Source organism: Bacteroides mucinivorans (genome assembly GCF_034654355.2).
GTDB lineage: Bacteria > Bacteroidota > Bacteroidia > Bacteroidales > Bacteroidaceae > Bacteroides > Bacteroides nordii.
Genome location: NZ_CP178179.1, coordinates 2,789,791 through 2,814,889, shown reverse-complemented (window position 1 = coordinate 2,814,889; position 25,099 = coordinate 2,789,791). Strand labels below are relative to the sequence as shown.

At 38.5% G+C, this 25,099-nt stretch carries 24 protein-coding genes; 4 read left to right on the top strand and 20 right to left on the bottom strand.

Features of this window, described 5'->3' with window-relative positions; translation table 11 throughout:
* Positions 1 to 6: 6 nt before the first annotated feature.
* From VCM39_RS10455 to VCM39_RS10360, 20 genes are all read right to left on the bottom strand, one after another.
* Complete coding sequence (locus tag VCM39_RS10455; RefSeq protein ID WP_322932708.1) at positions 7 to 2,016, bottom strand: alpha amylase C-terminal domain-containing protein; 2,010 nt, start codon at positions 2,014 to 2,016, stop codon at positions 7 to 9.
* 16 nt (positions 2,017 to 2,032) lie between these two features.
* Positions 2,033 to 2,479 carry a YhcH/YjgK/YiaL family protein gene (locus tag VCM39_RS10450; RefSeq protein WP_221651102.1) on the bottom strand — a complete coding sequence of 149 codons (447 nt, stop codon included), beginning with the start codon at positions 2,477 to 2,479 and terminating at the stop codon, positions 2,033 to 2,035.
* Between the two features lie 35 nt (positions 2,480 to 2,514).
* Complete coding sequence (locus VCM39_RS10445) at positions 2,515 to 3,180, bottom strand: DUF2461 domain-containing protein (protein WP_025866402.1); 666 nt, start codon at positions 3,178 to 3,180, stop codon at positions 2,515 to 2,517.
* A gap of 276 nt (positions 3,181 to 3,456) precedes the next feature.
* Entirely contained in the window at positions 3,457 to 4,050 is a 594-nt protein-coding gene (locus tag VCM39_RS10440) for an aminotransferase class IV family protein (RefSeq protein WP_221651103.1), read from the bottom strand.
* Positions 4,034 to 5,017, bottom strand: a complete 984-nt coding sequence (locus tag VCM39_RS10435) for an aminodeoxychorismate synthase component I (RefSeq protein WP_221651104.1) — start codon at positions 5,015 to 5,017, stop codon at positions 4,034 to 4,036. The genes VCM39_RS10440 and VCM39_RS10435 overlap by 17 nt, the downstream gene beginning before the upstream one ends.
* 157 nt (positions 5,018 to 5,174) lie before the next feature.
* Positions 5,175 to 6,872 (bottom strand): alpha-amylase family protein, encoded by a 1,698-nt coding sequence (locus VCM39_RS10430; protein WP_221651105.1) that lies wholly within the window; start codon positions 6,870 to 6,872, stop codon positions 5,175 to 5,177.
* A 12-nt stretch (positions 6,873 to 6,884) separates the two neighbouring features.
* Positions 6,885 to 7,943, bottom strand: coding sequence for a Gfo/Idh/MocA family oxidoreductase (locus VCM39_RS10425; RefSeq protein ID WP_221651106.1), 1,059 nt, complete (start codon positions 7,941 to 7,943; stop codon positions 6,885 to 6,887).
* A complete protein-coding gene (locus tag VCM39_RS10420) occupies positions 7,934 to 8,743 on the bottom strand; it encodes a patatin-like phospholipase family protein (RefSeq protein ID WP_002560317.1) in 810 nt (269 codons plus the stop codon). Before VCM39_RS10420 ends, VCM39_RS10425 begins: the two co-directional genes overlap by 10 nt.
* Positions 8,744 to 8,903: 160 nt before the next feature.
* Complete coding sequence (locus VCM39_RS10415; RefSeq protein WP_322932710.1) at positions 8,904 to 10,427, bottom strand: 4Fe-4S dicluster domain-containing protein; 1,524 nt, start codon at positions 10,425 to 10,427, stop codon at positions 8,904 to 8,906.
* A 4-nt stretch (positions 10,428 to 10,431) separates the two neighbouring features.
* Positions 10,432 to 11,361, bottom strand: coding sequence for a DUF362 domain-containing protein (locus VCM39_RS10410; protein ID WP_221651108.1), 930 nt, complete (start codon positions 11,359 to 11,361; stop codon positions 10,432 to 10,434).
* 85 nt (positions 11,362 to 11,446) lie between these two features.
* Positions 11,447 to 11,842 (bottom strand): phosphoribosyltransferase, encoded by a 396-nt coding sequence (locus tag VCM39_RS10405; RefSeq protein WP_322932711.1) that lies wholly within the window; start codon positions 11,840 to 11,842, stop codon positions 11,447 to 11,449.
* 4 nt (positions 11,843 to 11,846) lie between these two features.
* Complete coding sequence (locus tag VCM39_RS10400; protein ID WP_221651110.1) at positions 11,847 to 12,356, bottom strand: ECF transporter S component; 510 nt, start codon at positions 12,354 to 12,356, stop codon at positions 11,847 to 11,849.
* A gap of 69 nt (positions 12,357 to 12,425) precedes the next feature.
* A complete protein-coding gene (locus VCM39_RS10395) occupies positions 12,426 to 13,547 on the bottom strand; it encodes a DUF362 domain-containing protein (protein WP_221651111.1) in 1,122 nt (373 codons plus the stop codon).
* A gap of 175 nt (positions 13,548 to 13,722) precedes the next feature.
* A complete protein-coding gene (locus tag VCM39_RS10390; RefSeq protein WP_221651112.1) occupies positions 13,723 to 14,139 on the bottom strand; it encodes a DUF3788 family protein in 417 nt (138 codons plus the stop codon).
* 439 nt (positions 14,140 to 14,578) lie between these two features.
* Positions 14,579 to 16,114 carry an ATP-binding protein gene (locus VCM39_RS10385; protein ID WP_289291902.1) on the bottom strand — a complete coding sequence of 512 codons (1,536 nt, stop codon included), beginning with the start codon at positions 16,112 to 16,114 and terminating at the stop codon, positions 14,579 to 14,581.
* Positions 16,115 to 16,286: 172 nt separating this feature from the next.
* The gene (locus VCM39_RS10380; RefSeq protein ID WP_322932712.1) at positions 16,287 to 16,958 is read right to left on the bottom strand and encodes a vancomycin high temperature exclusion protein; all 672 of its coding nucleotides are present in this window, start codon (positions 16,956 to 16,958) and stop codon (positions 16,287 to 16,289) included.
* Complete coding sequence (locus VCM39_RS10375; RefSeq protein ID WP_221651115.1) at positions 16,958 to 18,157, bottom strand: MFS transporter; 1,200 nt, start codon at positions 18,155 to 18,157, stop codon at positions 16,958 to 16,960. Before VCM39_RS10375 ends, VCM39_RS10380 begins: the two co-directional genes overlap by 1 nt.
* A 104-nt stretch (positions 18,158 to 18,261) precedes the next feature.
* Entirely contained in the window at positions 18,262 to 19,110 is an 849-nt protein-coding gene (locus VCM39_RS10370; RefSeq protein WP_322932713.1) for a hypothetical protein, read from the bottom strand.
* 16 nt (positions 19,111 to 19,126) lie between these two features.
* Positions 19,127 to 19,576, bottom strand: a complete 450-nt coding sequence (locus tag VCM39_RS10365) for a GNAT family N-acetyltransferase (RefSeq protein WP_221651117.1) — start codon at positions 19,574 to 19,576, stop codon at positions 19,127 to 19,129.
* A gap of 15 nt (positions 19,577 to 19,591) precedes the next feature.
* A complete protein-coding gene (locus VCM39_RS10360) occupies positions 19,592 to 20,305 on the bottom strand; it encodes a DUF169 domain-containing protein (RefSeq protein WP_221651118.1) in 714 nt (237 codons plus the stop codon).
* A 248-nt stretch (positions 20,306 to 20,553) separates the two neighbouring features.
* On the opposite strand from VCM39_RS10360, the gene VCM39_RS10355 reads away from it, so the two are divergent.
* The 4 genes from VCM39_RS10355 to VCM39_RS10340 all read left to right on the top strand — a co-directional run bounded on the left by VCM39_RS10355 (position 20,554) and on the right by VCM39_RS10340 (position 25,069).
* On the top strand, positions 20,554 to 22,056 hold the full coding sequence (locus VCM39_RS10355; protein ID WP_221651119.1) for a glutamine synthetase family protein: 1,503 nt from the start codon (positions 20,554 to 20,556) through the stop codon (positions 22,054 to 22,056).
* A gap of 136 nt (positions 22,057 to 22,192) precedes the next feature.
* A complete protein-coding gene (locus VCM39_RS10350; RefSeq protein ID WP_322932714.1) occupies positions 22,193 to 22,909 on the top strand; it encodes a DUF4396 domain-containing protein in 717 nt (238 codons plus the stop codon).
* A gap of 77 nt (positions 22,910 to 22,986) precedes the next feature.
* The gene (locus tag VCM39_RS10345; protein WP_322932715.1) at positions 22,987 to 23,556 is read left to right on the top strand and encodes a Crp/Fnr family transcriptional regulator; all 570 of its coding nucleotides are present in this window, start codon (positions 22,987 to 22,989) and stop codon (positions 23,554 to 23,556) included.
* 502 nt (positions 23,557 to 24,058) lie between these two features.
* A complete protein-coding gene (locus VCM39_RS10340) occupies positions 24,059 to 25,069 on the top strand; it encodes an IS110 family transposase (RefSeq protein ID WP_413544838.1) in 1,011 nt (336 codons plus the stop codon).
* The last annotated feature ends 30 nt before the right edge of the window (positions 25,070 to 25,099 follow it).

Below are 25,099 nucleotides of genomic sequence, written 5' to 3'. Positions count from 1 at the left end.
AGTATTTTACTTTTTACGCAATACCATCGCTGTACGAGCCGGAATATAAAGTTTCAACCATTCTTTCTTTTCCTTTTTGTATAAAGGATCGGATATAGTGAAATGTGTAATGGTATCGTCAGAGAGTCCATTACCTCCAAACTGTACACTATCTGTGTTCAAAATTACTTCATATGCACCCGGAGCAACCAGGAAACCATAATCTGTAAACGACTGTTTAGGATTGAAGTTGAATACAAATATGAGATCTCTACGTTGATATACGAGTACCTGATCGCCGTCATTATGCCAGATTTCTTGTATTGGCGTAGCCTGAAAATCTTTTATGCTTTTAATTACCTTCAGCATATCTTCGTCAAAATCTGCCATATAATGATAGGTCAGATTCTTATTATCTACCAGATCCCATTGACGACGGGCGTACTTGCACGACCAGCCATTTCCCTCGCGTGGGAAATCAATCCATTCGGGATGTCCGAATTCATTTCCCATGAAATTCAGATAACCGCCATTAATTGTAGTAGCAGTAAGCAGACGAATCATTTTGTGAAGAGCAATACCACGATTTACTGTGTAATTTTCATCTCCCTTTTGCATATGCCAGTACATATCGGCATCAATCAGACGGAAAATAATAGTCTTGTCACCTACTAATGCCTGGTCATGACTCTCAGCATAGGATATTGTCTTTTCATCCTGACGGCGATTGGTAACTTCCCAAAACATACTGGAAGGTTTCCAGTCTTCATCAATTTTCTCTTTGATTGTTTTTATCCAATAGTCCGGAATATTCATAGCCATACGATAGTTAAAGCCATAGCCACCATCTTCTACTTTGGCTGCTAATCCCGGCATACCCGAAACTTCTTCTGCAATAGTAATTGCTTTGGGGTTCACCATATGAATTAACTCGTTGGCAAGCGTCAGATAACACATTGCATTGTCATCTTCGTGTCCATTGAAATAATCACCATAATTAGAGAAACTTTCTCCCAATCCGTGGCTATAATACAACATTGAGGTTACACCGTCAAAACGGAAACCGTCAAACTGATACTCTTCCAACCAATATTTGCAATTGGACAGTAAAAAATGTATTACTTCGTTTTTGCCATAATCAAAACAGAGAGAATCCCATGCCGGATGTTCACGACGTGCTCCCGGATAGAAATATTGATTAGGATCACCGGCAAAATTGCCCAGACCTTCTACCTCGTTCTTCACAGCATGAGAGTGAACAATATCCATTATTACAGCAATACCCAATCCGTGAGCAGTATCAATCAGTTCTTTGAGCTCTTCAGGAGTACCGAAACGCGAAGAAGCCGCAAAGAAACTCGATACATGATAGCCAAAGCTACCATAATATGGATGTTCCTGAATGGCCATAATCTGAATACAGTTGTAACCAGCTTTTGCTATACGGGGAAGAATCTTTTCACGGAACTCACTGTAAGTCCCTACCTTCTCCTCTTGCTGAGCCATACCGATATGGCATTCATAAATAAGTAATGGATCAGTAGAAGGTTTAAATGTTTTTTTGCGAAATTTGAAGGGTTTCTCGGGATTCCAAACCTGTGCACTGAAGATTTTTGTATTCTCATCCTGTACCACTCGCGTAGCCCAGGCCGGAATACGTTCTCCTTGTCCTCCGTCCCAATAAACGATCAGTTTGTAAAGATCGCCATGTTGCATTGCATTCACGGGCAGATTGATTTCCCAATTACCATTCTGCAAACGCTTCAGGCTATATTCTTCTTTCTCTTCCCAATTGTTGAATGTACCTACCATGTAAATATGGGTTGCATTGGGCGCCCATTCACGGAAAGTCCATCCTTTGTCTGTACGATGCAAACCGAAGTATAAGTATCCCGAAGCAAAGTCCGACAGGGTTTGTTTTCCTCCGTTTGTCAGTTCGGCTTCCTTATCCATAGCATATTGATGCCGTCCGGTAATAGCTGCAGCATACGGTTCCAGCCAAGGGTCACTTTTAATAAGATTCAATGTTTTCTCCATATCAGGATGAGTTTGATTATGCTTTCACTTTTACAATAACTTTCTTTACACCATCCGGAGTAATGCCTGGAGCATGTCCGTCCTGCGGAAAGAAAATAGCAAACATACCTGGCTTAACAGCCACATATGTCTCTGCTAAACCTTCAAAGAAAGTAATGTCTTTTTCGGCATTATAAGGAGCATCGGCAGGTACACAGTCTTTACCGGGAGTGTATCCCATTATTTCTGTTCCAGAAAGAGGAATTTGAATATCGATGAATTTGTTATGAGTTTCAAGTTTGGCTTGCTCTCTAGCCTTTGGAGTAGTCTGAGCGATGTTTACTACCAGATCCGCACCTTTCAATTCGGTCTTGCCTACTTCCATAGCATAGAGGTCATGAGACTTCAAGAACTCAATAGCTTGTGCGAACAAAGGATTCAGTGACGCGTATTTTTCCAGGTTTTCTAATGTATCTACTACCATAGTTATAAAAGTTTTTAAGTTATTATTAGGTATTATTATTCGAAATCATCAATTGTGTAGTTAATAAAATCAGCAAAGCGTTTAAACTGTCGAAAAGCGTCTTCTGTTTTATCCAAAAAGTCGGGAGCAAGAAAGAACTCGTCAGGTACATTGTAAGCACAGGTATACTCCTTACATTTCAGATAATCAATGTATTTAAAATCTTTCGGAAAACCTTTGGGGGCAGTTTTCAGGAAGTCTTCTCCTATCACCGGAAAGTATTTTTTAAACTCAGGATCTTCTACTATGGCAATATATTCATCTATATTGTCGTAAATAGACTGACGGACTGCTTTCAAAATATTAGGAGGTAAACAAAGACTTCCTCCTGCCAACATACAGGACCCATTCTGGATATGCACATAATAGCCACAATGATCGGATTTTTTTCCTTTGGCATTGATATATCCGCCAAAATGAATTTTGTATGGCGTTTTATCTGATGAAAAACGGGTATCCCGATAGATACGATAGGTACAATCTTTGACTTGTACACCTCTGATACTCTCATCAAAGAGGCCGATACGGGAAATTACAGCTGCCAAAAGATTTTCGAACTCTGTACGGGCGGTTTCATACTCATCACGGTGCTCGTTAAACCACTCACGGTTATTATTTGCAGCGAGATTTTTTAAAAATTGAAAGATAACAGGCATGTTCATTGTCATTCTTTTCTATATCTTTATTCTACAAACGTACGAATTTTATTTGTAACAAACTAAAAAATGCAATAAAAAAGCATCGACTTAAAGAAAGCCGATGCTTTAACACATTTATCAAAAAAACAGACGCTTCTGTTTCTGACGTACTTACTTATCACAAGCTGGTACAATCTCTTTTAATTAATCTTATATCTAATACTATGAAAAACACATCTATATAACACACCCCAAAAGGGTTTTGTTCGTAGTTATAATCTTTTTTGCTGTTAATAATAGTTATACAATAATATGATCACCAACCGGGAACTCTATCTTTCTGAAAGTAATCATTGCATTAAATAAAGTGATGCGGGAGTAGGTAAAAAGTTGTTTCAAAGTTATTTCTTCTTCTTTTATAATTTGTTGATCCAACAGAAATGCTCTTTGTGTACCTTTCAGTAAAGGAGCTTTAGGAGTATGCCACTCTGTACCATTATAAAGGGCTATGTTAGCAATGGAAGTGTCGGTAATCAGTTCATTTTTAACAATGAGTATATCATCGGCTGTTTCCCGTAAAGCATAAAGTTGATTCAAGTATTCACGGTCAATACTTTTATAAGTATAATCTATTTCGTCGGAACGGACCACACGAAGTGTATTAATGTTACGAATAGAATAGGGGGCATACGTGATTTCTCTGATTTCTTTATCGTATACCACTCTGCACTTTATTACCCCTTCACCTTGTATAGGCTGGATGTAATCAGCGAGGTCCAAAGTAGCACAGTTTTTCCAGAACCAATTTCTGGTCCGATTTAACCTCTTATTGTGATAGGCCAAATTGTGTATTACCCCATTCTCTATTCGTATGGTTTCAATAAATAGGCACATAGACTTTTTGTTTCATTTCATTGTATTCACTTTCCAGATCGCTTTTACAGGTGATTCCTCCCCCGCTTTTGAAATAAAGTTTATCTCTCTGTTGCTCAATAAAGCGTATCATTACAGCACTGTCGAGGTTCTCACCATCGAAATACCCGGTAATACCAGTATAGAAACCTCTTTCATATGTTTCCGCACGGGCTATAATATCCATTGTCTTTTGTTTGGGAGCACCTGTAATAGAGCCTGCAGGTAATAGTTTAAAAAGAATGTCTCCCAACTGTGAGCGATAATTATCAGGCAAAATACCACTAATTTCCGAACTTGTCTGTAAAATAGGACCGGAATTTGTCTGCAGTGTATCGACATAACGATAACGGTTCACAAACACTTTTTCTGCAACCAGACTCAGATCATTACGTATCAGATCTACAATTGTAGCGTGTTCTGCCGCTTCCTTCGGGTCATTCATTAGTTGTTGACATGCAGATGGGAGAGTAGCATCTATCGTTCCTTTCATGGGGTATGAACTAATCTTCTTTCCATTGATCCGAATAAATATTTCAGGAGAGAATACTACAAAGGCATCTTTTACCCATAGCTTATACATTGCTTTGGAATGAAGGAAAATATCTTTTAACCCAAAGTTGGTCGTAATTGGAGTATTACAAGTCAGATTCGTTAGAAAACTATTACCATTATGGATATTCTGCATAACGTAGTCAAAAGATTCCTTGTATTGGCTTAGTGGCTGGGGAGCAATTTGCCACTGTATTACTTTATTACAAAGCTGAGTCGGTGGTTGGTTAGTAAAACCGTTAAAATTATACAATACGAGTGAAGAGTCAAGCCTGTCTGCTTCTTCTATATACGAACAACTTTGCAGATAATTAATGATAAAAATAAAAGGTTTGCCTTGTTTGGACAGATAGTTAATCCTCCGAATGGCTTGTTCTTTATTGTATGATTGTAACATATAATTTCCGTATTAGAGCATTGATAAGATATGGAAAAACAATATACTATAATCTATAACACAAAAGTACGTATTTAACAGGGTGTTAAATACGTATTTAAGTCACTATTAAATACGTACTTTATATGTATAAAAGTACGTATTTTTTAAAGCTTGATTAGATGATTATTTTCAATATCTTTCCGCTATGTCTGCTCAGTGAAACCTCTGTTGCTTTATAAGGAAGCAGACAAATATTTTCTTTCTTTCCGGTCAGTAAATCCGTAGCCTCGTAAGAATCCATCTGAGGAATTTGCAAGAAGTCAAAAGCATGAGACGGTACATTTATGGCAATGTCTACCGGCTGACCATCAAAATTGACAATAATGAAAAGTAATTCATTTTTAGACTTACGCAAAAATGTATATTGCTTGTGCTCATTGAATCTCCATCCGTTTTGGTTGGCGTACATCAAGTCGAAGAAAGCTCCTTGTACAATAGCCTGTTCTTCGTTGCAAAGAGTCAGAATCTTCTGGTAGACAGCGTACAGGGATTTTTGCTCCTCCGTTAGCATCTTGCCATCAAACTTACCTTCATTCCGCCAACGGCGTATGGTATCTACACTCCAATAATCAAAAATAGTAGTACGCCCGTCGCGGCCGCTAAAACCTTCACTATCCATACCCAGTTCGCCAAACTCCTGTCCGAAATAAATCATCATCGGGTTTGTATTCATACAGGCTGACACAATCAGAGCCGGAATACCTTTACGAGGATCACTTGCAAAAAAATCCGAAGCAATACGCTGTTCATCATGATTTTCAAGGAAGTTGAGCATACGCTTCTCAATTCCTCCCAGGCTTTGCCAACTGCGGGTTATAGCTGTAGCAGAATCATAGCCGCATGCTACATTACGTAGTGTATCATACAATCCCACTTTATCATACAAATAATCAAATTTACCACGGAACAGATAATTCTGGTATTCTGCCGGATTGTAAACTTCTGCAATGAATAACAGTTTGGGATGTTTCTCTTTTACTTGAGGGATTGCCCATTCCCAAAACTCTACCGGTACCATTTCTGCCATATCACAGCGGAATCCATCTATGTTCTTTGAAGCCCAAAAAAGAAGGATATCAAGCATCTTTATCCATGTATCCGGAATAGGGGAGAAGTTACAGGTGCCTCCGTTAGGATAATCTACGCCATAATTCAACTTCACCGTCTCATACCAGTCGTTGATATTGGGATATGCATCAAAACGGTTGTTGCCGGTTGCTTTGGCGGGATATTCCCGATAAGGTTCCGCAGCGCTTCCCTTCATATCGAACTGTCCGTGAAGTTCTGATTGTGGAATATAATAAAAGTTGTTGTACGGACTGAAAGCATACGTCGGGTCATCGTTTGCTCCCAGTTCTACTGTCCCATCGGGCTGTGCATCAGAATGATACTGACGGGCCACATGATTAGGTACAAAATCAATGATCACTTTTAGTCCGGCACGGTGTGTACGGTTCACAAGGTTCTCAAACTCTTTCATCCTACCGGGAACGTCTGTTGCAATATCCGGGTCTACATCATAATAATCCTTGATAGCGTAGGGAGAACCTGCTTTACCTTTCACAATAGCGGGATGATCCGGACGGATATTATACCGACGGTAATCAGTTTGTGTAGCATGTTCAATAATACCCGTATACCAGATATGTGTTACACCTAACTTTTGTATCTCACCCAATGCTTTTACTGTAAAGTCTGCCATCTTTCCACAGCCATTTTGGGTAATATCACCGTTATTGATGCAATGATTATTGTTATTTCCAAACAAGCGGGTAAGCACCTGATAGATAATTATTTTCTTTTCGTCACTCATGTTATATAAGATTTATTTTAAGCTGATAACTTTACCTTCCTGTTGGCTTTGATAAGCTGCCTCAATAACACGAATTACATTCAGAATATCACGCGCTCCTGTCTGTAATGATTCTCCAAGGCGAAGGTGTTCATATATGTTCTGATAAAACCCACCGTAATTTCCGGAAATACCCGGATATTTCCGGCAGATCTCTTTTCCATCAATCTCTGTATGTATTAATCCCCATTCTTCTTCTGTTTCTTCTCCCCATTGAGGTTGATCGGGCATTTCACCACGCAGTAAAGCAGCTTCTTGTTTGTCGACTCCATGTTTTACAAATGAGCCTAAAGTTCCGTGAAGAACAAACCGGGGCTCAGCTTCCCGCATTAAATAACTGGCTTTTAACGTAACTTTTACATCCGGAGCCAATGAAGGACGAAGAAAACGAATCATAAAATAATCATCAACCTTTCCATTGGCGCGCATTGTAGCTATATCGGCAAAAACAGCCTCCGGCATACCAAACAATCGGATGGCTTGATCGATGAGATGGGAGCCAAGATTATAAGTTAATCCGCCACCTGATTCTCCTGTCTCTTTCCAGGTGTTAGGTTTGATAAAGTTACGATAGCGTGCAAAAGTAGATTCATATTCTACCAGTCGTCCCAGCAGCCCTTTGGAAATGATTTCCTGTACAGTCCGGAAGTCTGCATCCCATCTCCGGTTTTGATATACACTAAGCATGAGTCCTTTTTCGGTAGCCAATGTTATCAACTCTTCTCCCTCTTCCGTAGTTGAGGTAAAAGGTTTCTCAACGATGACATGCTTTCCCGCTTCAAGAGCCAAACGGGCATATTCATAATGCGTACTATCCGGAGTATTGACTACAATCAACTCTATTGCAGGATCTTTTATCAACTCTTCGAAACTGCGTACAATCGTAGCACCAGGATAGCGTTCCTTTGAAAGCTCCTTATTACGCTCTACTATTTTACAAAGTTCAAAATGAGGATTGGCACTGATAAACGGAGCATGGAAAACTTGTCCTGACATTCCGTAAGCAGCCAGACCTACTTTTATTATCTCCATATTCTTCCTTTCTCCTGAAACAGATTTTCCAGTATTTCATTGGCCGTTTTATATCCTTGATCAAATATCTCCTCTGCCTTCTCCAACTCCCGGTTGCTATATCCGTTCAAGTTGTACGGTTCTATTAACAGATCGCAAAGTTCGCGTTCCGGAAATGTATTGGCACGAAACATGAAATGATAGGATCGCATCGCAATACTAACAATATTCATTTTATATTTCTCTGCTTCCAGAGGGCTGACATTGATGGCAACTACTTTTTCACATTCTTTACGAAGGGTAGATACCGGTAGATTCATCAACAACCCACCATCCACGTAATGTGTACCGTTTATTCTGACTGGCGTAAACATTACCGGCATACAACATGAAGCAGCAACCCGCTCGGCAATGCTGCCTTTCCGGAAATGCATACTTCGTCCGTGATCCAGGTCTGTAGCCGTTATAATAAGGGGGATTTGTAACTCTTCCAGCTTCTGAGCTTTCAGATTACTTTTGAGAAAATCTATAAATTCTCCCAGTTCGAAGAGTCCTACTTTGGGAATCACCATCTTTGTAAGATCCTGAAATTTATGTCCGGAAAAGTAGTCCAGAACTTTGTGGGGTTCGTTACCATCAGCATAAAATACACCGGCCAACGCACCTGCACTCACACCCGAAATTATATCCGGCCTGATATCATGCTCCAAAAGGGCCTGCATCACTCCTAAGTGGGCAAAGCCTTTAATAAACCCACCACTAAGTGCATATCCTATCTGGAATTTTCTGTGTTCCCAATCGGTAGTTACTACATCCTCCATTTGCTTCATTTTATATTGTTCGCCACGAAATTAGTAAAATTCTGCAAAGAAGAACTTGATATAGAGAAAAAAGTTCACCACTGATAACACAGATTAGTACTGATTGTCTCTCCGGAAAGAAAAAATCAGTATTAATCTGTATCGTCAGTGGTGAATATAATCAGAATCCGAATCCGTCTATCTCGATCTCTTCATTTTCTGTTTCTTTAAACGGTTTAGCTGCTTTCTGTATCGGATTACCTTCTATATAAACTGCACGGAACGGACGAGAGGGGCATACATATTCACAACCGCCACATCCTACACAGATATCTGTATTCACATGAGGAATCGTCAGTCCACCTTTGTACGGCACCATCGCTATAGCTTGTGTCGGGCAATGTTCTGAGCAGGCACCACAACTGGTACCATCTGTATACACAATACAGTTTTCTTCAATAAAGACTACATATCCCATTTGAGTCAGATGTTTCTCCTCCACAGTCAATGGTTTTATGGCTCCATTGGGACATACATCTCCACAAACAGTACAGTCAAAGTTACAAAATCCCTTTTCAAAATTCACCGTAGGTTGCATGATTCCTCCTAATCCATATTCTGTGAATGCAGGTTTCAACACATGCGAGGGACATTTACTAACACAAAGATGGCAAGATGTACAGTGGTTCTGAAAGTACTCACGACTAACAGATCCCGGAGGCGTTATTGGATTCTTCTTTTGATATGCCTTTTTGCCTCCCAACAGAGTTGCTGCTGTCTCTTTAACTTGTGCCAACACTTTGGGTGCAGTAGCTGCTGTTATTAGCCCTGTCATTAAAAAACGACGTTTAGAATTATCTGCGGCCTCTTTGGGGGTAGATACTGAAATCGGAGCATAAACCAACGCATGCTTATTACATACTTCCAGACAGTCAAAGCAATCTACACAACGGCTATAATCAACAACATGGTTTTTACTGTCTATGCAAGCAGCTTTACACTTAGTTGCACACAAACCACAACCATTACACTTATTTTGATCAATCCGAATTTTAAATAGGGAAAAATGGCTTAGTAATCCTAAAACAGTTCCTACCGGACAGATTGTATTACACCATGTACGCCCATGTTTCCAGGCAAGAAATAGGATAATGATAAAAGTGAGTAGTGCTATCACAAGTGAAGCCACACTCAAAACAGAAGCATCTACCTGATAGAAGGTATAATTTTTAAATTGAGAAAATACAGACTCCAATAAATTATTGCCCAACATATACACCGGCTTAAACACATTGACTGCTATCCGGCCGTATGCACTATAAGGATCAAGCAGCCCAAGTATCGCAGTAAAACCACAGAAAAAGGAAATAGCTGTGATCCCTACAACAATCCAACGTAGAATATTCTTTGCCGGACTATAACTATATCTTTTCTTTTTCTTTCCAACAAACTTTGAGCCCCGTGCCACTACATCCTGAAAAACACCCATGGGACAAATAGTAGAACAGTAAATCCGCCCGAACAGTAATGTCAATACAATTAGAAAAATCAGTATACCAATACTAAAGGACAAAAGCGCCGGAATGAACTGAATGTGTGCCAGTCTATGAGAACTATTGGGCAATATACCCGCAAAATCCAGGAAATAAAATGTAATCAGCGTAAACAGAACCACTGATATACCTATACGTATTTTTCTCAACATGTGTTTATAACTTAATTCGCTTCACGTTCAGTTTGTCCAGATTCATTGTACCTATTTTCAAGGCTTCCCCTTTGGCAAGATGCCCTACGGTATCCAAAGGCATTTCGCGTACTTGATTGAAAAATTTAGCGGCTGCTGTATCTACGGCTACGATATCAGGTGAGATAAAAAGCCCTTTAGCCAGTACAACATCTGAGGCTGAACGTCCACGCGGACCATTGGTTTTCATAATACGGTAAGCATCTACCACATTCAATACTGCCTTTTTTTGCATAGTGCAGATATCAGCTATGCATTGTTGCAAATCATTCTTATGAAAATAACCTCTATCCCATACTATTCCCATATGATTTTTCATCGAAATAGTAAGGTTTGCACCACCATGATTTTTTAAGACAGGCACATTGATCCATACATCACTATTCAATATAGCTTCGTGTATTTTGGCTTTCTTCAGATTTTTTCCTTTTGGCAAATCCACAGAACGGTAATATGATTCCAGATGGGCAGGCATTACTTTGGCTCCGGCAGCTTTAGCAGCAGCTTCAATTCCGCTGTTCTTATAGCATTTTTGCCAATCGTCACAAGTATGGTCAAATACAGTAACTTCTTTGGCTCCGGCGGCAAAACACTGTTTTACAATTTCAGCAACCAATTTAGGATTGGTATTGCCAGCTAATTCCGGAACTTTATCCCATCCTATATTGGGTTTTACCACAACTTTCTGTCCCGGTTTCACAAACTGTTTCATACCTCCCAATTCAGCAATTGCACGCTGGAACATCACTTCCGGTTCGCCACCCATTACAGCTACGAGATCAGGTTTACCAGTATTATTTACGGCTTGTGTCAGTACTTCCATTGCTTCTGAGCGCTGTATAGTCATTGCCGCACCCGCTATCGCTACTGTTTTCAGAAAATCTCTTCTGTCCATCTTTTATTTTCAATTTATTCCCTACAGTCATGACCATTATCCGATCTGTATCACATAGGTACGTTATCTATTTACAATCTACTATTCAGACAATCCACGGAAATTTAAAACAAGCTTCATCAAAAAGAGCATAGTCCGCATTTCCGTTAACGGCGAAAGTTTTTATCATTCTGGCTTCTTGCATCAGTTCTTTGGCTAATTTTATAGTAGAACCGGTTTTTATACGGTCATCCACCAAAAGAATACGTTTATCTCTGAAATCGAAGTCAATTGGTGCCAGAAGTTTGGGCTGATCATACTTTGGATGTTGATATTCGTCTCTCAAATTGATTTTCAACAAATAAATCTCTTTTTGTAAACGCTGATTGATGATACCCGCCGGAACAATTCCACCATTGGCAATGGCTACAATCATATCAAATTCATCCTCGAATGTGATGGAACGAAAACGTTCCATCACCTCATCAAATGTTTTTGCCATATTGTCAGATTCTTGCAATAGCTTTGAGCAGTGCATAGCCACCAAACCATTGAATAAGCATTCCCGGAACACCTATACGGAAATCTTGTACAGCAGCAAAGAAATTTCCTAAATAAGCCCATTCAAGGGCTGTACCTACAACCTGATAAGACAGTACTGCAAGCAAGATAGCTAATAACGAAACTTTTTTTGCATAACGGGCAGCCAATGCAGAAGCTCCCGCAAGTAAAGCAGATTTAGTAAGAATAACAGGTAGTACAGCTGCCGAAGGCATTGCAAATAGTAAATGATTGATAACTGGTGATAAAATAGCAGTCAGCAAGCCTACACGAAAGCCATATTTATACGATGCGATTAGTGTGAAAAAGTAAATAGGCAATAGGGTAGGACCACCGGCAGGTACCAAATGACACAATTGAGGTAATGCAATATTGCCTGCTACAAATAGCAAAGCGAACAAATACGTTTTCACATTACTGTAATTCAAAGAATAAAGTTTAACTGTTGTTTCCATTTCTATTCTGTTTTTGATTGATAACATTGTATTTAAAATTAGATTGTATATTCAAAGAATGGTTTAATTTCACACACGAATTAATTCATAATCCATTGTTCCTAATCCTATTTTCTCTGCATGTTTTAATCCAGCCAACCAATCCGTATCAGGATGCATCAGATGGAATTTATCACAACCGCATAAATCATCCTGTTCATGTTTGTCAGATAAGCGGTTTCCACTATGCAGAATAGGTGCTTGTATCACTAAGTCGGCACAAGCTTTATCCAGAGCTACCGGATCGAAAGATGCCAGAATCCCTAAATCGGGTACAATAGCAGCATCATTATGATTCCAGCAATCGCATTCCGGAGATACATTCATAATAAAACTCACATGAAAGTGCGGTTTACCTTTAACTACAGCAAGTGAGTATTCGGCTATTTTGTAATTCAAGCGTTCAGAGGTATCTTCGTCACCCATTACAGCTGCATCATACTGACACAGGGCAACACACTGCCCGCATCCGATGCATTTTTTGTAATCGATTTCTGCTTTACGATTTACATTCAAATGTACAGCATCATGTGCGCAATGTTTTACACAGATATTACAGCTTTTACAATTATTGATATCAATTCGGGGTTGAGAAGCGCTATGCAACTCCAACTTTCCACCTACACTGGCACATCCCATTCCGAGATTCTTCAAAGCACCACCAAATCCAGTTTGTTCATGGCCTTTGAAGTGATTCATGCTAATAATAACATCAGCATCGGCAATAGCCGTTCCTATTTTGGGAGCTTTGCAATACTCTCCGTTTAGTGAGATTTCCTTGCAGTCAGTGCCTTTCAGCCCATCGGCTATAATAACCTGACATTGTGCCGAAATGGGGTTAAAACCGTTTTCCATTGCACTCTGTAAATGGTCAACGGCATTGGCACGCCGCCCGGAATACAGTGTATTACAATCTGTCAAAAAAGGTTTTGCGCCAAAGCTACGTAGTAGGTTGGCCATTCGTGCTGCATAATTCGGACGTATATATGCTAGGTTTCCCGGTTCCCCGAAGTGAATTTTAATAGCCACAAAGTTATCTTTAAGAGGTATGGTTCCAACACCAGCTTGCTTTACCAGCCGCTCCATTTTGTCAAGTAGATTGGAGGTAGGGGTAGTCCGCAGATTTGTAAAATAAACTTTTGAAGTGTTCATAATTTTATTCTTGTAGCGTATATACTATCAAAGGTTAATTAAAAAGATATTTGAATAGCATATTGCAAATATATCATTTATCCTTTATTTATTCTTCTATAGAAAATAGATCGAATAGCTATTGATACATTTTCTATAAAGATTGAGAGAATATTAATAAAGAGCCTCTCTCTTTTTATTTCAAACTCTTTTTAAAGCGTAAAACGGTTAAAACATCTTCCAGCTTTTCTTTATCACTAACTGCTATTGACATCGGCAATAATTTGCCAATGGATTTCATTTTATAAAAATCTTCTTTTATATAATCCGATATATTCAGATCCGCAATAGCGGTTAAATGTCTTTCCATAAAAAAAAATGATACTCTGAAGAATCCACCGTAAATATGTAACCAACCCATATTCTTCTTCTTGAACATCATTTTACACAACCAGGCCTTACCATCTTTGTAATAATTCCATTCCGGCCTTATCTCCATAGTAATCAATAAAGCATTCAATTCTTCAAATGTCGGGTAACTACCACACAAAACAGCTTCTAAGACCTTTTGTGTTGGAAGTATGTTTTCATCTCTCAGTGCCAATGTTTCCATTCTTGCGTATTTTTTGATTATTCATTGGAAATATCATGTTATTGTGCTGATACCCATAGCTCAGTAATCTTTAATACTGATGCAAAAATAAGAGTTTTTTCTTTGCTTGCCCTATAGAACTTCACAAATCAGTAATAAAGGTACATATATCAGTAATCGGTATAGCAATCTATTAATAAAATCGGAATAATTTTGTATCGTAGATAGCCTGCAGTATTGAAAAAAACTATTAATAAAGAAATATTAATCTCTGTTATTACCAATACTTGCCATACATTGGTTTTCCCCGTACATTGAATGCACTATCAGATATCAATGAGATAATTCCTGAAAATTAGTAATTCTGGGGTTACAAAAAAGAGTGGGTAAACAAATGATTTGTTGCCCACTCTTTTTCTATGATTATAAAAGAGTTATCTTTTCTTAGAATATCAGATATTTACTTTTCACTCATAGAAACGATACTTTTGGGTGGTAAAGTAAACCAGAAAGTAGAACCTTTACCTTCCTGTGAGAAAACTCCTATATTACCACCCAAATGAGAAACAATGGTTTTACTAATAGAAAGTCCCAAACCTGTTCCTTGTATAAAACTGTTTAATTTAACGAAACGTTCAAATACCTCATTCACCTTATCAGCTTGTATGCCATATCCTGTATCTTCTACATAAAAATAGAGTTCACCTGACGGACTCAACTTATAACCTATGTGAATATGTCCCTGAGGAGTAAATTTAATAGCATTATTTACAAAATTGTGTATCACTTGTAGCAAACGATTGCGATCACTATTCACTATGCATTCCGGCAGATGGTCAGTAAAGGCAATCTTCAGCTCCGGATTGTTTGCTTTCATTTGGGCGGTCTGTGCTACCTCGGCCAGTAGATTATTTAAATCAATATCAGAATAAACAAACTCCAAAGTACCTGCTTCGATCTTAGACAAATCCAGAATATCACTGATCAGCTGCAGAAGAAGAGCATTATTATTCAAAATAATTCCTGCATACTCTTTTTTTTCTTCCGGATTATCTGTTTCCGTCAATAACTCTGAGAATCCGACAATAGCATTAAGCGGTGTTCTTATTTCATGGCTCATATTTGCCAGAAAAGCAGATTTCAGTGTATTGCTTTGTTCTGCTTGTTCTTTGGCAAGTCTTAGAGACTCTTCCATGTTTTTCTGTTTCGTAATGACCATACCGGAACCGATTACACTAATAGGACGTCCTTTTACATCATACCTGAAAACTGTTCCTTGCTTATTTACCCATTCATATTCACGGTCATTATACCAATGTATTTGATACACTTCATGAAATTCGGTTCGCTTTCCTTCACGTAACTCTTTGAATACAGTTGAAATGTGTTCACGAAAGTCAGGATGAACTTTTTCCAGATATTCATCAATAGAAATGTTGTATTTCCCATTATTATCAGGTCCCGAAGCACTCTCATGGTGATAGAGATTGTAATCGGTAGAGAAGGTATGCGTCACCAGGTCAGCACTCCATGGCAATACTTCGGCAATGCTCAAAGCAGATGAAAGTATTGAATTGCTGGTCTCAAGTTCTTCTTTAGCCCGGCTAAGAGAAAGTTGTGTACGTTCTAATTCCAATTGCGAGGCATACGCTTGAGGAATATCGTGCGCGGTCATTATTACTCTATTTCTGTCAATCGGAGAAATTTGGATTTCATAACAATGTTTATTTCCGTTTTCTTCCAGATCAAGTTCAAAAAACTCAGACTTTCCGGTAGCAATAGCTTTCCGGAAATGTTTCATACAAATTCGTCCCGTTTCCCAATCCAGAAAGGTTTCTATTTTTTTGCCAATCATTCCCTCCGGATTAAATGGTAAGTTACGACTGGGATTAATAATATTCAAAAGTGTAGCTTGTTCATTATATACAAATATCATATCTGGCACAGTTTCTATAGTATGCTCATGTGCTCCTGTAAAAATTATATTATCCATCATTTTTATCTCTGGTTTTGTATCAATCTAATCTGTTTCAATATAGTAGGCTACCAAAGTCCTTCTCTTTTTCCTATAAAAGAATAACAAATTATTGATTAAAAAGTTTTTAGGAGTATTATTTTATGTAAACCACTCCCTCATAAAACCATAGATGGAAAAATAGATGCATATATTATTTAATAATAATTTTTTCTCCCAGATATTTAGGACTCTTATTTGTATATAAGTCCAGGAATAATTTAACTCTTGCAAATTTTTCACGAAGCTGTGTTTTAAAACCACTGTAGGCATTCACATCTTCTGCATTAAAACCCACTACCTGTAAATCTTTGGCTTGCGCTATATAAATGGCCCGGCGATTATGAAATTCTTGAGATATGATGGTAAAACTGGATTGACCGAAAATCTTTTCCATACGCACTACAGAATCAAGTGTTCTAAAACCTGCATAATCCAGATAAATTTTATTTTCAGGAATACCTTCTTTCAACAATTCAGTTTTCATGTCTTCGGGTTCATTATAACCCTCACGACTGTTGTCACCGCTAATAACAATAGCATCTATTTTCCGTGCTTTAAAGAGAGCAACAGTTGCCTGTATTCTGTTCCGGAAATACTGATTAGGATTACCCGAACGCAGAGTTTTGGAAGTTCCCAGTAATAGTCCGACTTTGTTATAGGGAATGGAAACCGGATCCTTATAGACCAATGAGTCAGTAGTATATTCAACAATGTAATTAGCAGCCATCGTCATTGCAACAATCAAAAGTATTCCGATTGGAACAGCCCATTTGATTCTTCTTTTCCACCTGCCAGTTTTCTTTGTTTTTATCTTACTCATCATTATTTTATTTTTTTCAAATCTGGTAGAAACCAAGTAACCAACCCAAGCAAAGGCATGAAAGCACAAACATTATAAACAGCTTCAATGCCGAATTTGTCTGCCATATTCCCCAGCACTGCAGAAGCAATACCAGCAACTCCGAAAGCAAAACCAAAGAACAAACCGGAAATCAATCCAAGTTTATTAGGAAGTAATTCTTGTGCATATAACAGGATAGCCGGGAATGCCGACGAGAGCATCAGACCAACACAAAAACTAAGTACTACTGTCCATACAAGACCTACATGAGGCATCAACATGCTGAAAGGGGCCGTACCAAGAATTGATACCCAAATAACATATTTCCGCCCAATGCGATCTCCAATAGGACCTCCAACCAGTGTTCCGATAGCTGTAGCAATCAAAAAGACAAAAAGGAAAAGCTGTGATTGCTGAACACTGACTCCAAACTTATGAATCAGATAGAACGTGTAATAGCTGTTCAAACTTGCCATATAGATGTATTTGGAGAAAATCAGAATAAGCAGAAGTGTAATAGAAAAAACAGTCTTGTTCATTGGCAATGGCATAGCAAAATGTGCCTTCATAGTGACAGATTCACATTTTATCCGGTTTAAATATTTTTTATACCATCTGCAAACGGGAATCATTACCAGAATAGCCAGAAATGCCAAGATAGCGAACAAAGCTATGTGATGACGCCCATAAGGAGCAACCAATAATGCCACCAACAGAGGACCTAATGAACCACCCAAATTGCCACCTACCTGAAACAAAGATTGTGCAAGGCCTCTTCTTCCTCCGGAAGCAAGTGAAGTGATGCGTGATGCCTCCGGGTGAAGAACAGAAGAACCGATACCAATCAGAAATACAGAAAGAAGTATCCAATGCAGATTGGAAGCAAAAGCAAGATTCAACATCCCTGTCATTGTGAAAAGCATTCCTGCGGGAAGCGTCCATGCTACCGGACGTTTATCAAAAAAAAGCCCGAATACTGGTTGGAATACCGATGCTGACATTTGATAAACCAATGTAATCAACCCGATTTGAGCAAAACTTAAAGCTAAATCGTCTTTGAATAGGGGATAGGTTGCTGTTATGACAGATTGCAATAAGTCATTCAGACAATGAGAAATACTTAGTGCTATCAATATAGGAAAAGCAATTGAACTGACTGGACGTTGTGGATTTTGTATCATTTTGTGACCTCCTGTTATCTCTATATTCGTGAAATTGGCTGCAAATGTACAAAAACACAGCAGGTCTACACTAAATGAAATACTAAATAATTATTTTTTTCAGGCTATAAAATGACTTCTTTGTATAAAGTTCCGTTAGTTCCGTTGTAAATTGCTCCCTGATACATATTGACTAACAGGTTACTATAATCCTGTAGAATAGTGTTACTATCCTTCGATAAATTGGCTGTTAATATTCCGCTTCCAAGTATCCCCGGATTACAAGGAATGGTATTTCGTTCTATTATTTCAAGAATTAACTCTACACAAGCACATCCCTTTATTTTATTGTTTCGGAGGCCATTAAGAATATATGCATTCAATTGCTCTTTCACACTCAAAGTCATAAAGCCATACCATAAATAACACTTTATACCTGCCTGTGCCGCTTCAAGAAACACATCAAAATAAGTAAAACCTCCCGGTTCTCCGGATTTATTTATTTCATACGGATCAATGTGTATAAAAGAAGAGACAGGAAGAGACGGTAATAGCTCCATCGTTCCTCCGATAGAATCCTGATTGAATGTTCTTATTCGGTTTCTAAATCCGTCTCGTAGGGCAAATGCTTCAATGTTTTTCAAAGGTTCCTTTTCGATATCAAAGAAAAGCAATTCATCCGAAGGAGAATTCAGAATATTCATGGCCAATCCGGGAGAACCTAAATACAAATGATCCCGGTATGCCTTTCTTTCCAAATTCAGATAAATTGAATCGGTAAATTCATTATATTCTGATACGTTATTCAAAAAATGGCAGATACCATATTGTTGCTCCAAACTATTACTTAGCATATATTCTGCACAGGCAGAATTCGTCTCTACATATAGGTCCGGTTTTTCTCTCTTTAGTACTTCACACAAAATGACATGTTTGAATACATCTGCTTGTTTTCCAAAATGCGTATAGGGCATAACGTTATTATCTTTTTTATTTTTGTCGTATGTATTTCATTGGAGTATACCGGATTCCATCTGTCAACTGCTCTTTTTCAACATCTGTAAATCCCAACTTGTGATAGAATCCCACTGCATAGCGAGAGGAATTGACTGTCATTTCTTTTGCTTTACTATTTTCTAAGACTAAATTGAACAAACTACGACCTACTCCCCGGTAGTGAAACTCCTTGTTTATAAAAAATAATGAGATGTGACTTCCTGTACTTCTTGTTGCAATAATGCCCACAAGTTTATTGGCATCAAAAGCGCCATAAGCATCAAGACTGTCCACCATTTCTTTATCATCAATGAAATTACGGAAGTTTTTCAATCCTTCTTCACTACAATCCGTATTATCAAATTCTACAAAAACATCCCATGACAACTGCATTGCAGTAACTTTTTCATGTTCTGCCAATTTTCTAACTATAATAGAATCCATATTAGTTTTGTTTTTTTATTGAGGTTGCATACGCTCTCTGATTTTTCCCCAGGCATGAGTATCGAACAGGCAACTACTACGCATGGTTTGATACATTTCTCTAAAACGGGACATAGGAATTGTATAACTTAATACATCCGGTTCAAAGTAAGGGCGCACGGATGGATCAAAGAATCCCACAAAAGTTCTCCTTCCACCTTTCCGGTTTTCAAGGATTGTTTGAGTCACTACAGTACTACAGCCGGAACCGAATTGTGATGTAACTGCATCCTCTGAGTTATTATCGAAACAAGCCCATGTCGTAAGTCCGGAAAGCATATCAGGTGTTGCGAGAAATAAAATTCCTTCAATTTGATCGAAAGTATCTACCTTATTTATAGGTGCAAAGTGGAGATAATTCTTTGCAGTCCTTGGTACCCCCAAACGTTCAATAAACTCTGTTACCATCTCTGGGGTCTGTTTGTATTTCTCTTTCAGGGAAACAAAAGTCGGCACATGTTCCGGCATATCGGTAAAACCTGTATAAAACTTTCCACCACCACATCCGATAACATCTGCATTTAAGCTGATAATATGTCCGTCTCTTACCTTTTTCATGTTCTTGAAGAAACAACCATTGATCTTTTCTGTCTGGCTTTCAGGAGTATCAGAGTACCAAAATACGATTGGTAATTCTGCCACCTCTCCAAAAGCTTCCCGGTAGTTTGCTATAAATGTTTTTATTTCCATTTTCTGAGTTTTTTTAAGAGTTTTACTAAGTAGAAGGGCAATATTCGCAAATTTAAGATAAAGAATGGTATTTATCAATGAACAAGCGTTAAATAGCTGGAAAAAGAAGATAATAGCCGAATCGCTAACATTTGTTAAGCAAAGGTGTTTTATTATCAACATATATAACTCAACTAACTAACTTTTTGTTATCTTTGGTTCAAAATATAACTGTTAACCATGTAACAATAAAAAACAACCGACGTATTATGAACCAAGAACTATCAATGAGCCCCCATTCGCTGGTGGCCTTTCTTCAGAAACCAGCATCCGAATTTACAAAAGCTGACATCATCACTTATATTCAGAAGAATGACATCCGGATGATCAATTTCATGTATCCTGCAGCAGACGGACGATTGAAGACTTTGAATTTTGTCATCAACAATGCTGCCTATTTAGATGCAATCCTGACATGTGGCGAACGTGTGGATGGCTCCAGTCTGTTCCCATTTATAGAAGCAGGTAGTAGTGATTTATATGTAATTCCCCGGTTCCGTACAGCTTTTGTTGATCCTTTTGCAGAATTGCCAACAGTTTCCATGCTTTGTTCTTTCTTTAATAAAGATGGTGAACCCCTGGAAAGTTCTCCCGAATATACATTACATAAAGCTTGTAAGGCTTTTAAAGATGTAACTGGTATGGAATTTCAAGCAATGGGAGAATTGGAATATTATGTGATCTCAGAAGATGAGGATATGTTTCCGGCAACTGATCAGCGTGGCTATCATGAGTCGACTCCTTATGCTAAGTTTAACGATTTCCGTACAGAATGTATGGCATATATTGCACAAACGGGAGGGCAGATCAAATATGGTCATTCAGAAGTTGGCAACTTTGCGCTGGATGGCATGATATATGAACAAAATGAGATAGAATTCCTTCCGGTACGTGCAGAAGATGCAGCAGATCAATTGATGATTGCAAAATGGGTGATTCGTAACCTAGCCTTTTCTTATGGATACAATATCACATTTGCTCCTAAAATTACTGTTGGAAAAGCAGGATCAGGTCTGCATATCCACATGCGCATTATGAAAGACGGACAAAACCAAATGTTAAAAGAGGGCGTACTATCCGAAACTGCCCGTAAAGCAATTGCCGGTATGATGGTACTTGCACCTTCTATCACTGCTTTTGGAAATACGAACCCTACTTCTTACTTCCGTCTGGTACCACATCAGGAAGCTCCTACCAATATTTGTTGGGGAGACCGCAACCGTTCAGTATTAGTACGTGTTCCATTAGGTTGGTCGGCCAAAACTGACATGTGTATGCTCGCCAATCCATTGGAGAAGCCTGCCAATTATGACACTACTCAGAAGCAAACTGTAGAAATGCGTTCTCCGGATGGTTCGGCAGATATTTATCAATTGATAGCCGGACTTGCAGTGGCCTGCCGTTATGGTTTTGAAATGGAAAATGCACTAGATGTAGCCGAAAAGACTTATGTCAACGTGAATATCCACAAACAAGAGAATGCAGATAAGCTGAAAACGCTGGAACAACTTCCGGACAGTTGTGCGGCATCTGCAGGTTGCCTTGAGAAACAACGTGCTTTCTTTGAAAAATATAATGTATTCAGCCCGGCTATGATTGACGGTATTATCACTAAGCTGCGTGCATACAATGACAGCACATTGCGTAGTGATATAAAGGATAAACCCATAGAGATGATGGAATTAGTGGAAGAGTTTTTCCACTGTGGATAACGCATTACCAAATTTTATAAACAAAGGGTCCCGGTATTCTGCAAATGCCGGGACCCTTTGTTTATTTACTACCGGTACAGTGAACCATTTAAAAAAGCGACTGTTGTACTTACAATTATTTTAAAACTATAAAAGTATGTTCAATCTGATTGCTGTATTTTTTGTTTGTTCCGGAATTGGTATTGCCGTTCATATCGCATATGATCTTACCTGCCATAAACAATCTATGAAAATAATGAATGTAGTGTGGATATTAACTGCATTATGGGGAAGTTATCTTGCACTATGGGCTTACAATAAATTTGGGCAAAGTATAACCGCTAAAATGATAATGCCTGAACAGAATATGACTGGTGAAAGCATGAAGATGGACATGAATATGGAAATGGATATGAGTAAAACTCATCCACAATGGCAGTCTGTTGCTCTTTCTACTTTACACTGCGGAGCGGGATGTACATTAGCAGATATTGTCGGGGAGTGGATTACGCATTATATTCCCATAAGCATTGGTGGCAGTATGATTCTGGGTAATTGGATACTTGATTTTATTTTGGCTTTGATAATAGGAGTTTATTTTCAGTTCTATGCTATTCGGGAGATGGAAAATCTCTCAGTTTCAAAAGGTATAGTCCGTGCTTTTAAAGTAGATTTCTTCTCATTGACCTCCTGGCAGGTAGGTATGTATGGTTGGATGGCCATTGTTTATTTCATACTATTTGTAAATTTCCCGTTAGCAAAAGATTCATGGCAATTTTGGTTTATGATGCAGATTGCTATGCTCTTCGGTTTTATTTGTGCTTTCCCTATGAATGTTCTGCTCCTAAAGCTGGGGATTAAAAAGGGGATGTAACGGATAATGGAATGCACTTCTGTTATTTTTCAATATATTCTGTAACTTTGTACAATAAATAGTAGTATAAAGTAGCAGTGAGTGATTTTAATAAATATACGTCCAAAATTGATTATTCTGCAATAATAGAATTCGTACTTCAGAACGGAGAACTGATGCATTATAAAAAAAGAGAGTACTTCAACCGCCAAGGCGAAGTTTGCTATAAAATGGGGTATGTTGCTTCCGGTTCTTTTCGTTATTGTTGTATCAACAGTGCAGGAGAAAGCAAAGTAGTAGGATACACATTTGAAAATTCCTTTGTTGGCAATTATCCGGCTTGTCGTCTTGAAGACCGTTCAAATGTTGAGATACAAGCACTATGTGATTGTTCCGTATACGTTATTTCAAACAAGCAGATCACTCAATTCTATGAACAGAATATTGAGAATCAACGGTTGAGCAGAAGTATTGCAGAAACATTGCTGTGGGAAGTATACGACCGTATGATTGCTATGTATAGCATGACGCCCGAAGAACGTTATATAGAAATCCTTGACCGTTGTCCTGCGTTACTCAATCTTATCTCTCTCAAAGAACTGGCATCTTATCTTATGATCTGTCCCGAAACATTAAGTAGGCTCCGAAGAAAATTAGTACAAAAGTAAGAACCTATCTAAATTTGCTGAGCTTTCTCTATCATTGCCTGATTCACAAGCAATAACCTTATGACAGGGATTATTTATAAAAAGGCTAAGTCATGTTGTGATTTCAGATACATATAAATGCTAAATAAACAGATAAAGAGATCGTTTGAGTGTTGAAAATACACAACATTTCAACCTCTTATCAAGACATTGATAATCAAGACATTGTCTCTCTTACTTTTTCCTCTACGAAGATCGACTCGTTCCTCTACCATTATCTTTGCCATGGAAAACATAGTTCTTTATGAACGTTAATAAGAATAAATTTCTTAATATTGTCTCGTAAACAAGAAAGCCTCCATATGTCGCGTTAGCTTACTTCCTCTATTAATCTTTTAGATTATTCCTCGTATTAAGCACGACATATTTATTGAACCTAAGCCAGAGAGTATTTCGGGAGTTGGATCCCATTATCATGGTAGTAGCCGTTCAATATCGGAGCCCTTCACTAAATAAAAATGTTATGGTACAAATTTATGGAATTGATTTGGGAATGTCAAGCTTTGACGTTAGTTTTTTGAGTGAATCGGGCAGTGTCCGTCATTTATCCGGTGTAAAGAACACGGTTCATGGGATCAGCAAGTTTCTTCTCTCCTTGCCTTCCGCTGCCGTTCTTTGTGCGGAACATACAGGCGTTTATGGCGACCTACTGCTTCGTCTGTGTACTTTAAACCGGATATGCCTGTGTTTTGTTCCGGGTTATCAGATAAAGCATAGTCTGGGGCTTCAGCGTGGTAAATCCGATCCTCTGGATGCCTGTCGTATCCGTGAATATGCCGAACGTTTTTATGACCTTCTCAGACCTTGTTTCTATGCTGGGGAAGAGATGTCTGAACTTCAGGAATTGTATCGTACACGCTCTCTGCTGGTGGAATCTCGTAAGCGCCCGGACACTTTAAACATAGGTGATAATTGTAAATCTTCTGTTTCCCTGGCGGCCGTCCATGCACGGAGAGCTGTCCTTGCGGAGTTAAATACCCAAATATCCGGGCTTGACCATGAGATAGAAGCCCTCATACAAAACTCTTCCGAATTCAGCAGGAATTATCAGATTCTTACCTCCATTGTCGGTGTAGGACCTGTGACCAGTTGTGAGCTGATAATAAAGACAGAGAATTTTAGAAAATTAGACACGGCTAAAAAATGTGCTGCTTACGCAGGTATCGCTCCTTATCCAAAAGAATCGGGAAAGATGAAATGCGGACATAAAATATCGCCAATGGGTGACAAACAATTGAAAACACTGCTTTTCTTATGTGCACGTTCGGCAAAGGAGCATAATAAAGAAATAAGATTATACTTCCTAAAAAAGCATAAAGTGGAAAAGAAGCACTTTTTCGTAGCGATGAATAACATTGCCAATAAGTTATTGCGGCTGATTTACAGTCTGATTCACAAGCAACAGACCTATGACAGGGATTATATACAAAGAGACCCGAGATGTGTTGTGATTTCAGATACACATAAATGCTGAAAAAGGAACAAATGGACCGTTTAGGTAGTA

What these genes read in the sequence shown, in the direction of transcription:
- VCM39_RS10360 (WP_221651118.1), bottom strand. Translation starts at nt 20,305, where the DNA reads ATGGAAATAAAAACATTTATAGCAAACTACCGGGAAGCTTTTGGAGAG.
- VCM39_RS10355 (WP_221651119.1), top strand. Translation starts at nt 20,554, where the DNA reads ATGAACCAAGAACTATCAATGAGCCCCCATTCGCTGGTGGCCTTTCTT.
- VCM39_RS10395 (WP_221651111.1), bottom strand. Translation starts at nt 13,547, where the DNA reads ATGAACACTTCAAAAGTTTATTTTACAAATCTGCGGACTACCCCTACC.
- VCM39_RS10405 (WP_322932711.1), bottom strand. Translation starts at nt 11,842, where the DNA reads ATGGCAAAAACATTTGATGAGGTGATGGAACGTTTTCGTTCCATCACA.
- VCM39_RS10365 (WP_221651117.1), bottom strand. Translation starts at nt 19,576, where the DNA reads ATGGATTCTATTATAGTTAGAAAATTGGCAGAACATGAAAAAGTTACT.
- VCM39_RS10445 (WP_025866402.1), bottom strand. Translation starts at nt 3,180, where the DNA reads ATGAACATGCCTGTTATCTTTCAATTTTTAAAAAATCTCGCTGCAAAT.
- VCM39_RS10370 (WP_322932713.1), bottom strand. Translation starts at nt 19,110, where the DNA reads ATGCCCTATACGCATTTTGGAAAACAAGCAGATGTATTCAAACATGTC.
- VCM39_RS10350 (WP_322932714.1), top strand. Translation starts at nt 22,193, where the DNA reads ATGTTCAATCTGATTGCTGTATTTTTTGTTTGTTCCGGAATTGGTATT.
- VCM39_RS10415 (WP_322932710.1), bottom strand. Translation starts at nt 10,427, where the DNA reads ATGTTGAGAAAAATACGTATAGGTATATCAGTGGTTCTGTTTACGCTG.
- VCM39_RS10455 (WP_322932708.1), bottom strand. Translation starts at nt 2,016, where the DNA reads ATGGAGAAAACATTGAATCTTATTAAAAGTGACCCTTGGCTGGAACCG.
- VCM39_RS10430 (WP_221651105.1), bottom strand. Translation starts at nt 6,872, where the DNA reads ATGAGTGACGAAAAGAAAATAATTATCTATCAGGTGCTTACCCGCTTG.
- VCM39_RS10375 (WP_221651115.1), bottom strand. Translation starts at nt 18,157, where the DNA reads ATGATACAAAATCCACAACGTCCAGTCAGTTCAATTGCTTTTCCTATA.
- VCM39_RS10440 (WP_221651103.1), bottom strand. Translation starts at nt 4,050, where the DNA reads ATGTGCCTATTTATTGAAACCATACGAATAGAGAATGGGGTAATACAC.
- VCM39_RS10410 (WP_221651108.1), bottom strand. Translation starts at nt 11,361, where the DNA reads ATGGACAGAAGAGATTTTCTGAAAACAGTAGCGATAGCGGGTGCGGCA.
- VCM39_RS10340 (WP_413544838.1), top strand. Translation starts at nt 24,059, where the DNA reads ATGGTACAAATTTATGGAATTGATTTGGGAATGTCAAGCTTTGACGTT.
- VCM39_RS10425 (WP_221651106.1), bottom strand. Translation starts at nt 7,943, where the DNA reads ATGGAGATAATAAAAGTAGGTCTGGCTGCTTACGGAATGTCAGGACAA.
- VCM39_RS10400 (WP_221651110.1), bottom strand. Translation starts at nt 12,356, where the DNA reads ATGGAAACAACAGTTAAACTTTATTCTTTGAATTACAGTAATGTGAAA.
- VCM39_RS10380 (WP_322932712.1), bottom strand. Translation starts at nt 16,958, where the DNA reads ATGATGAGTAAGATAAAAACAAAGAAAACTGGCAGGTGGAAAAGAAGA.
- VCM39_RS10420 (WP_002560317.1), bottom strand. Translation starts at nt 8,743, where the DNA reads ATGGAGGATGTAGTAACTACCGATTGGGAACACAGAAAATTCCAGATA.
- VCM39_RS10390 (WP_221651112.1), bottom strand. Translation starts at nt 14,139, where the DNA reads ATGGAAACATTGGCACTGAGAGATGAAAACATACTTCCAACACAAAAG.
- VCM39_RS10385 (WP_289291902.1), bottom strand. Translation starts at nt 16,114, where the DNA reads ATGATGGATAATATAATTTTTACAGGAGCACATGAGCATACTATAGAA.
- VCM39_RS10435 (WP_221651104.1), bottom strand. Translation starts at nt 5,017, where the DNA reads ATGTTACAATCATACAATAAAGAACAAGCCATTCGGAGGATTAACTAT.
- VCM39_RS10450 (WP_221651102.1), bottom strand. Translation starts at nt 2,479, where the DNA reads ATGGTAGTAGATACATTAGAAAACCTGGAAAAATACGCGTCACTGAAT.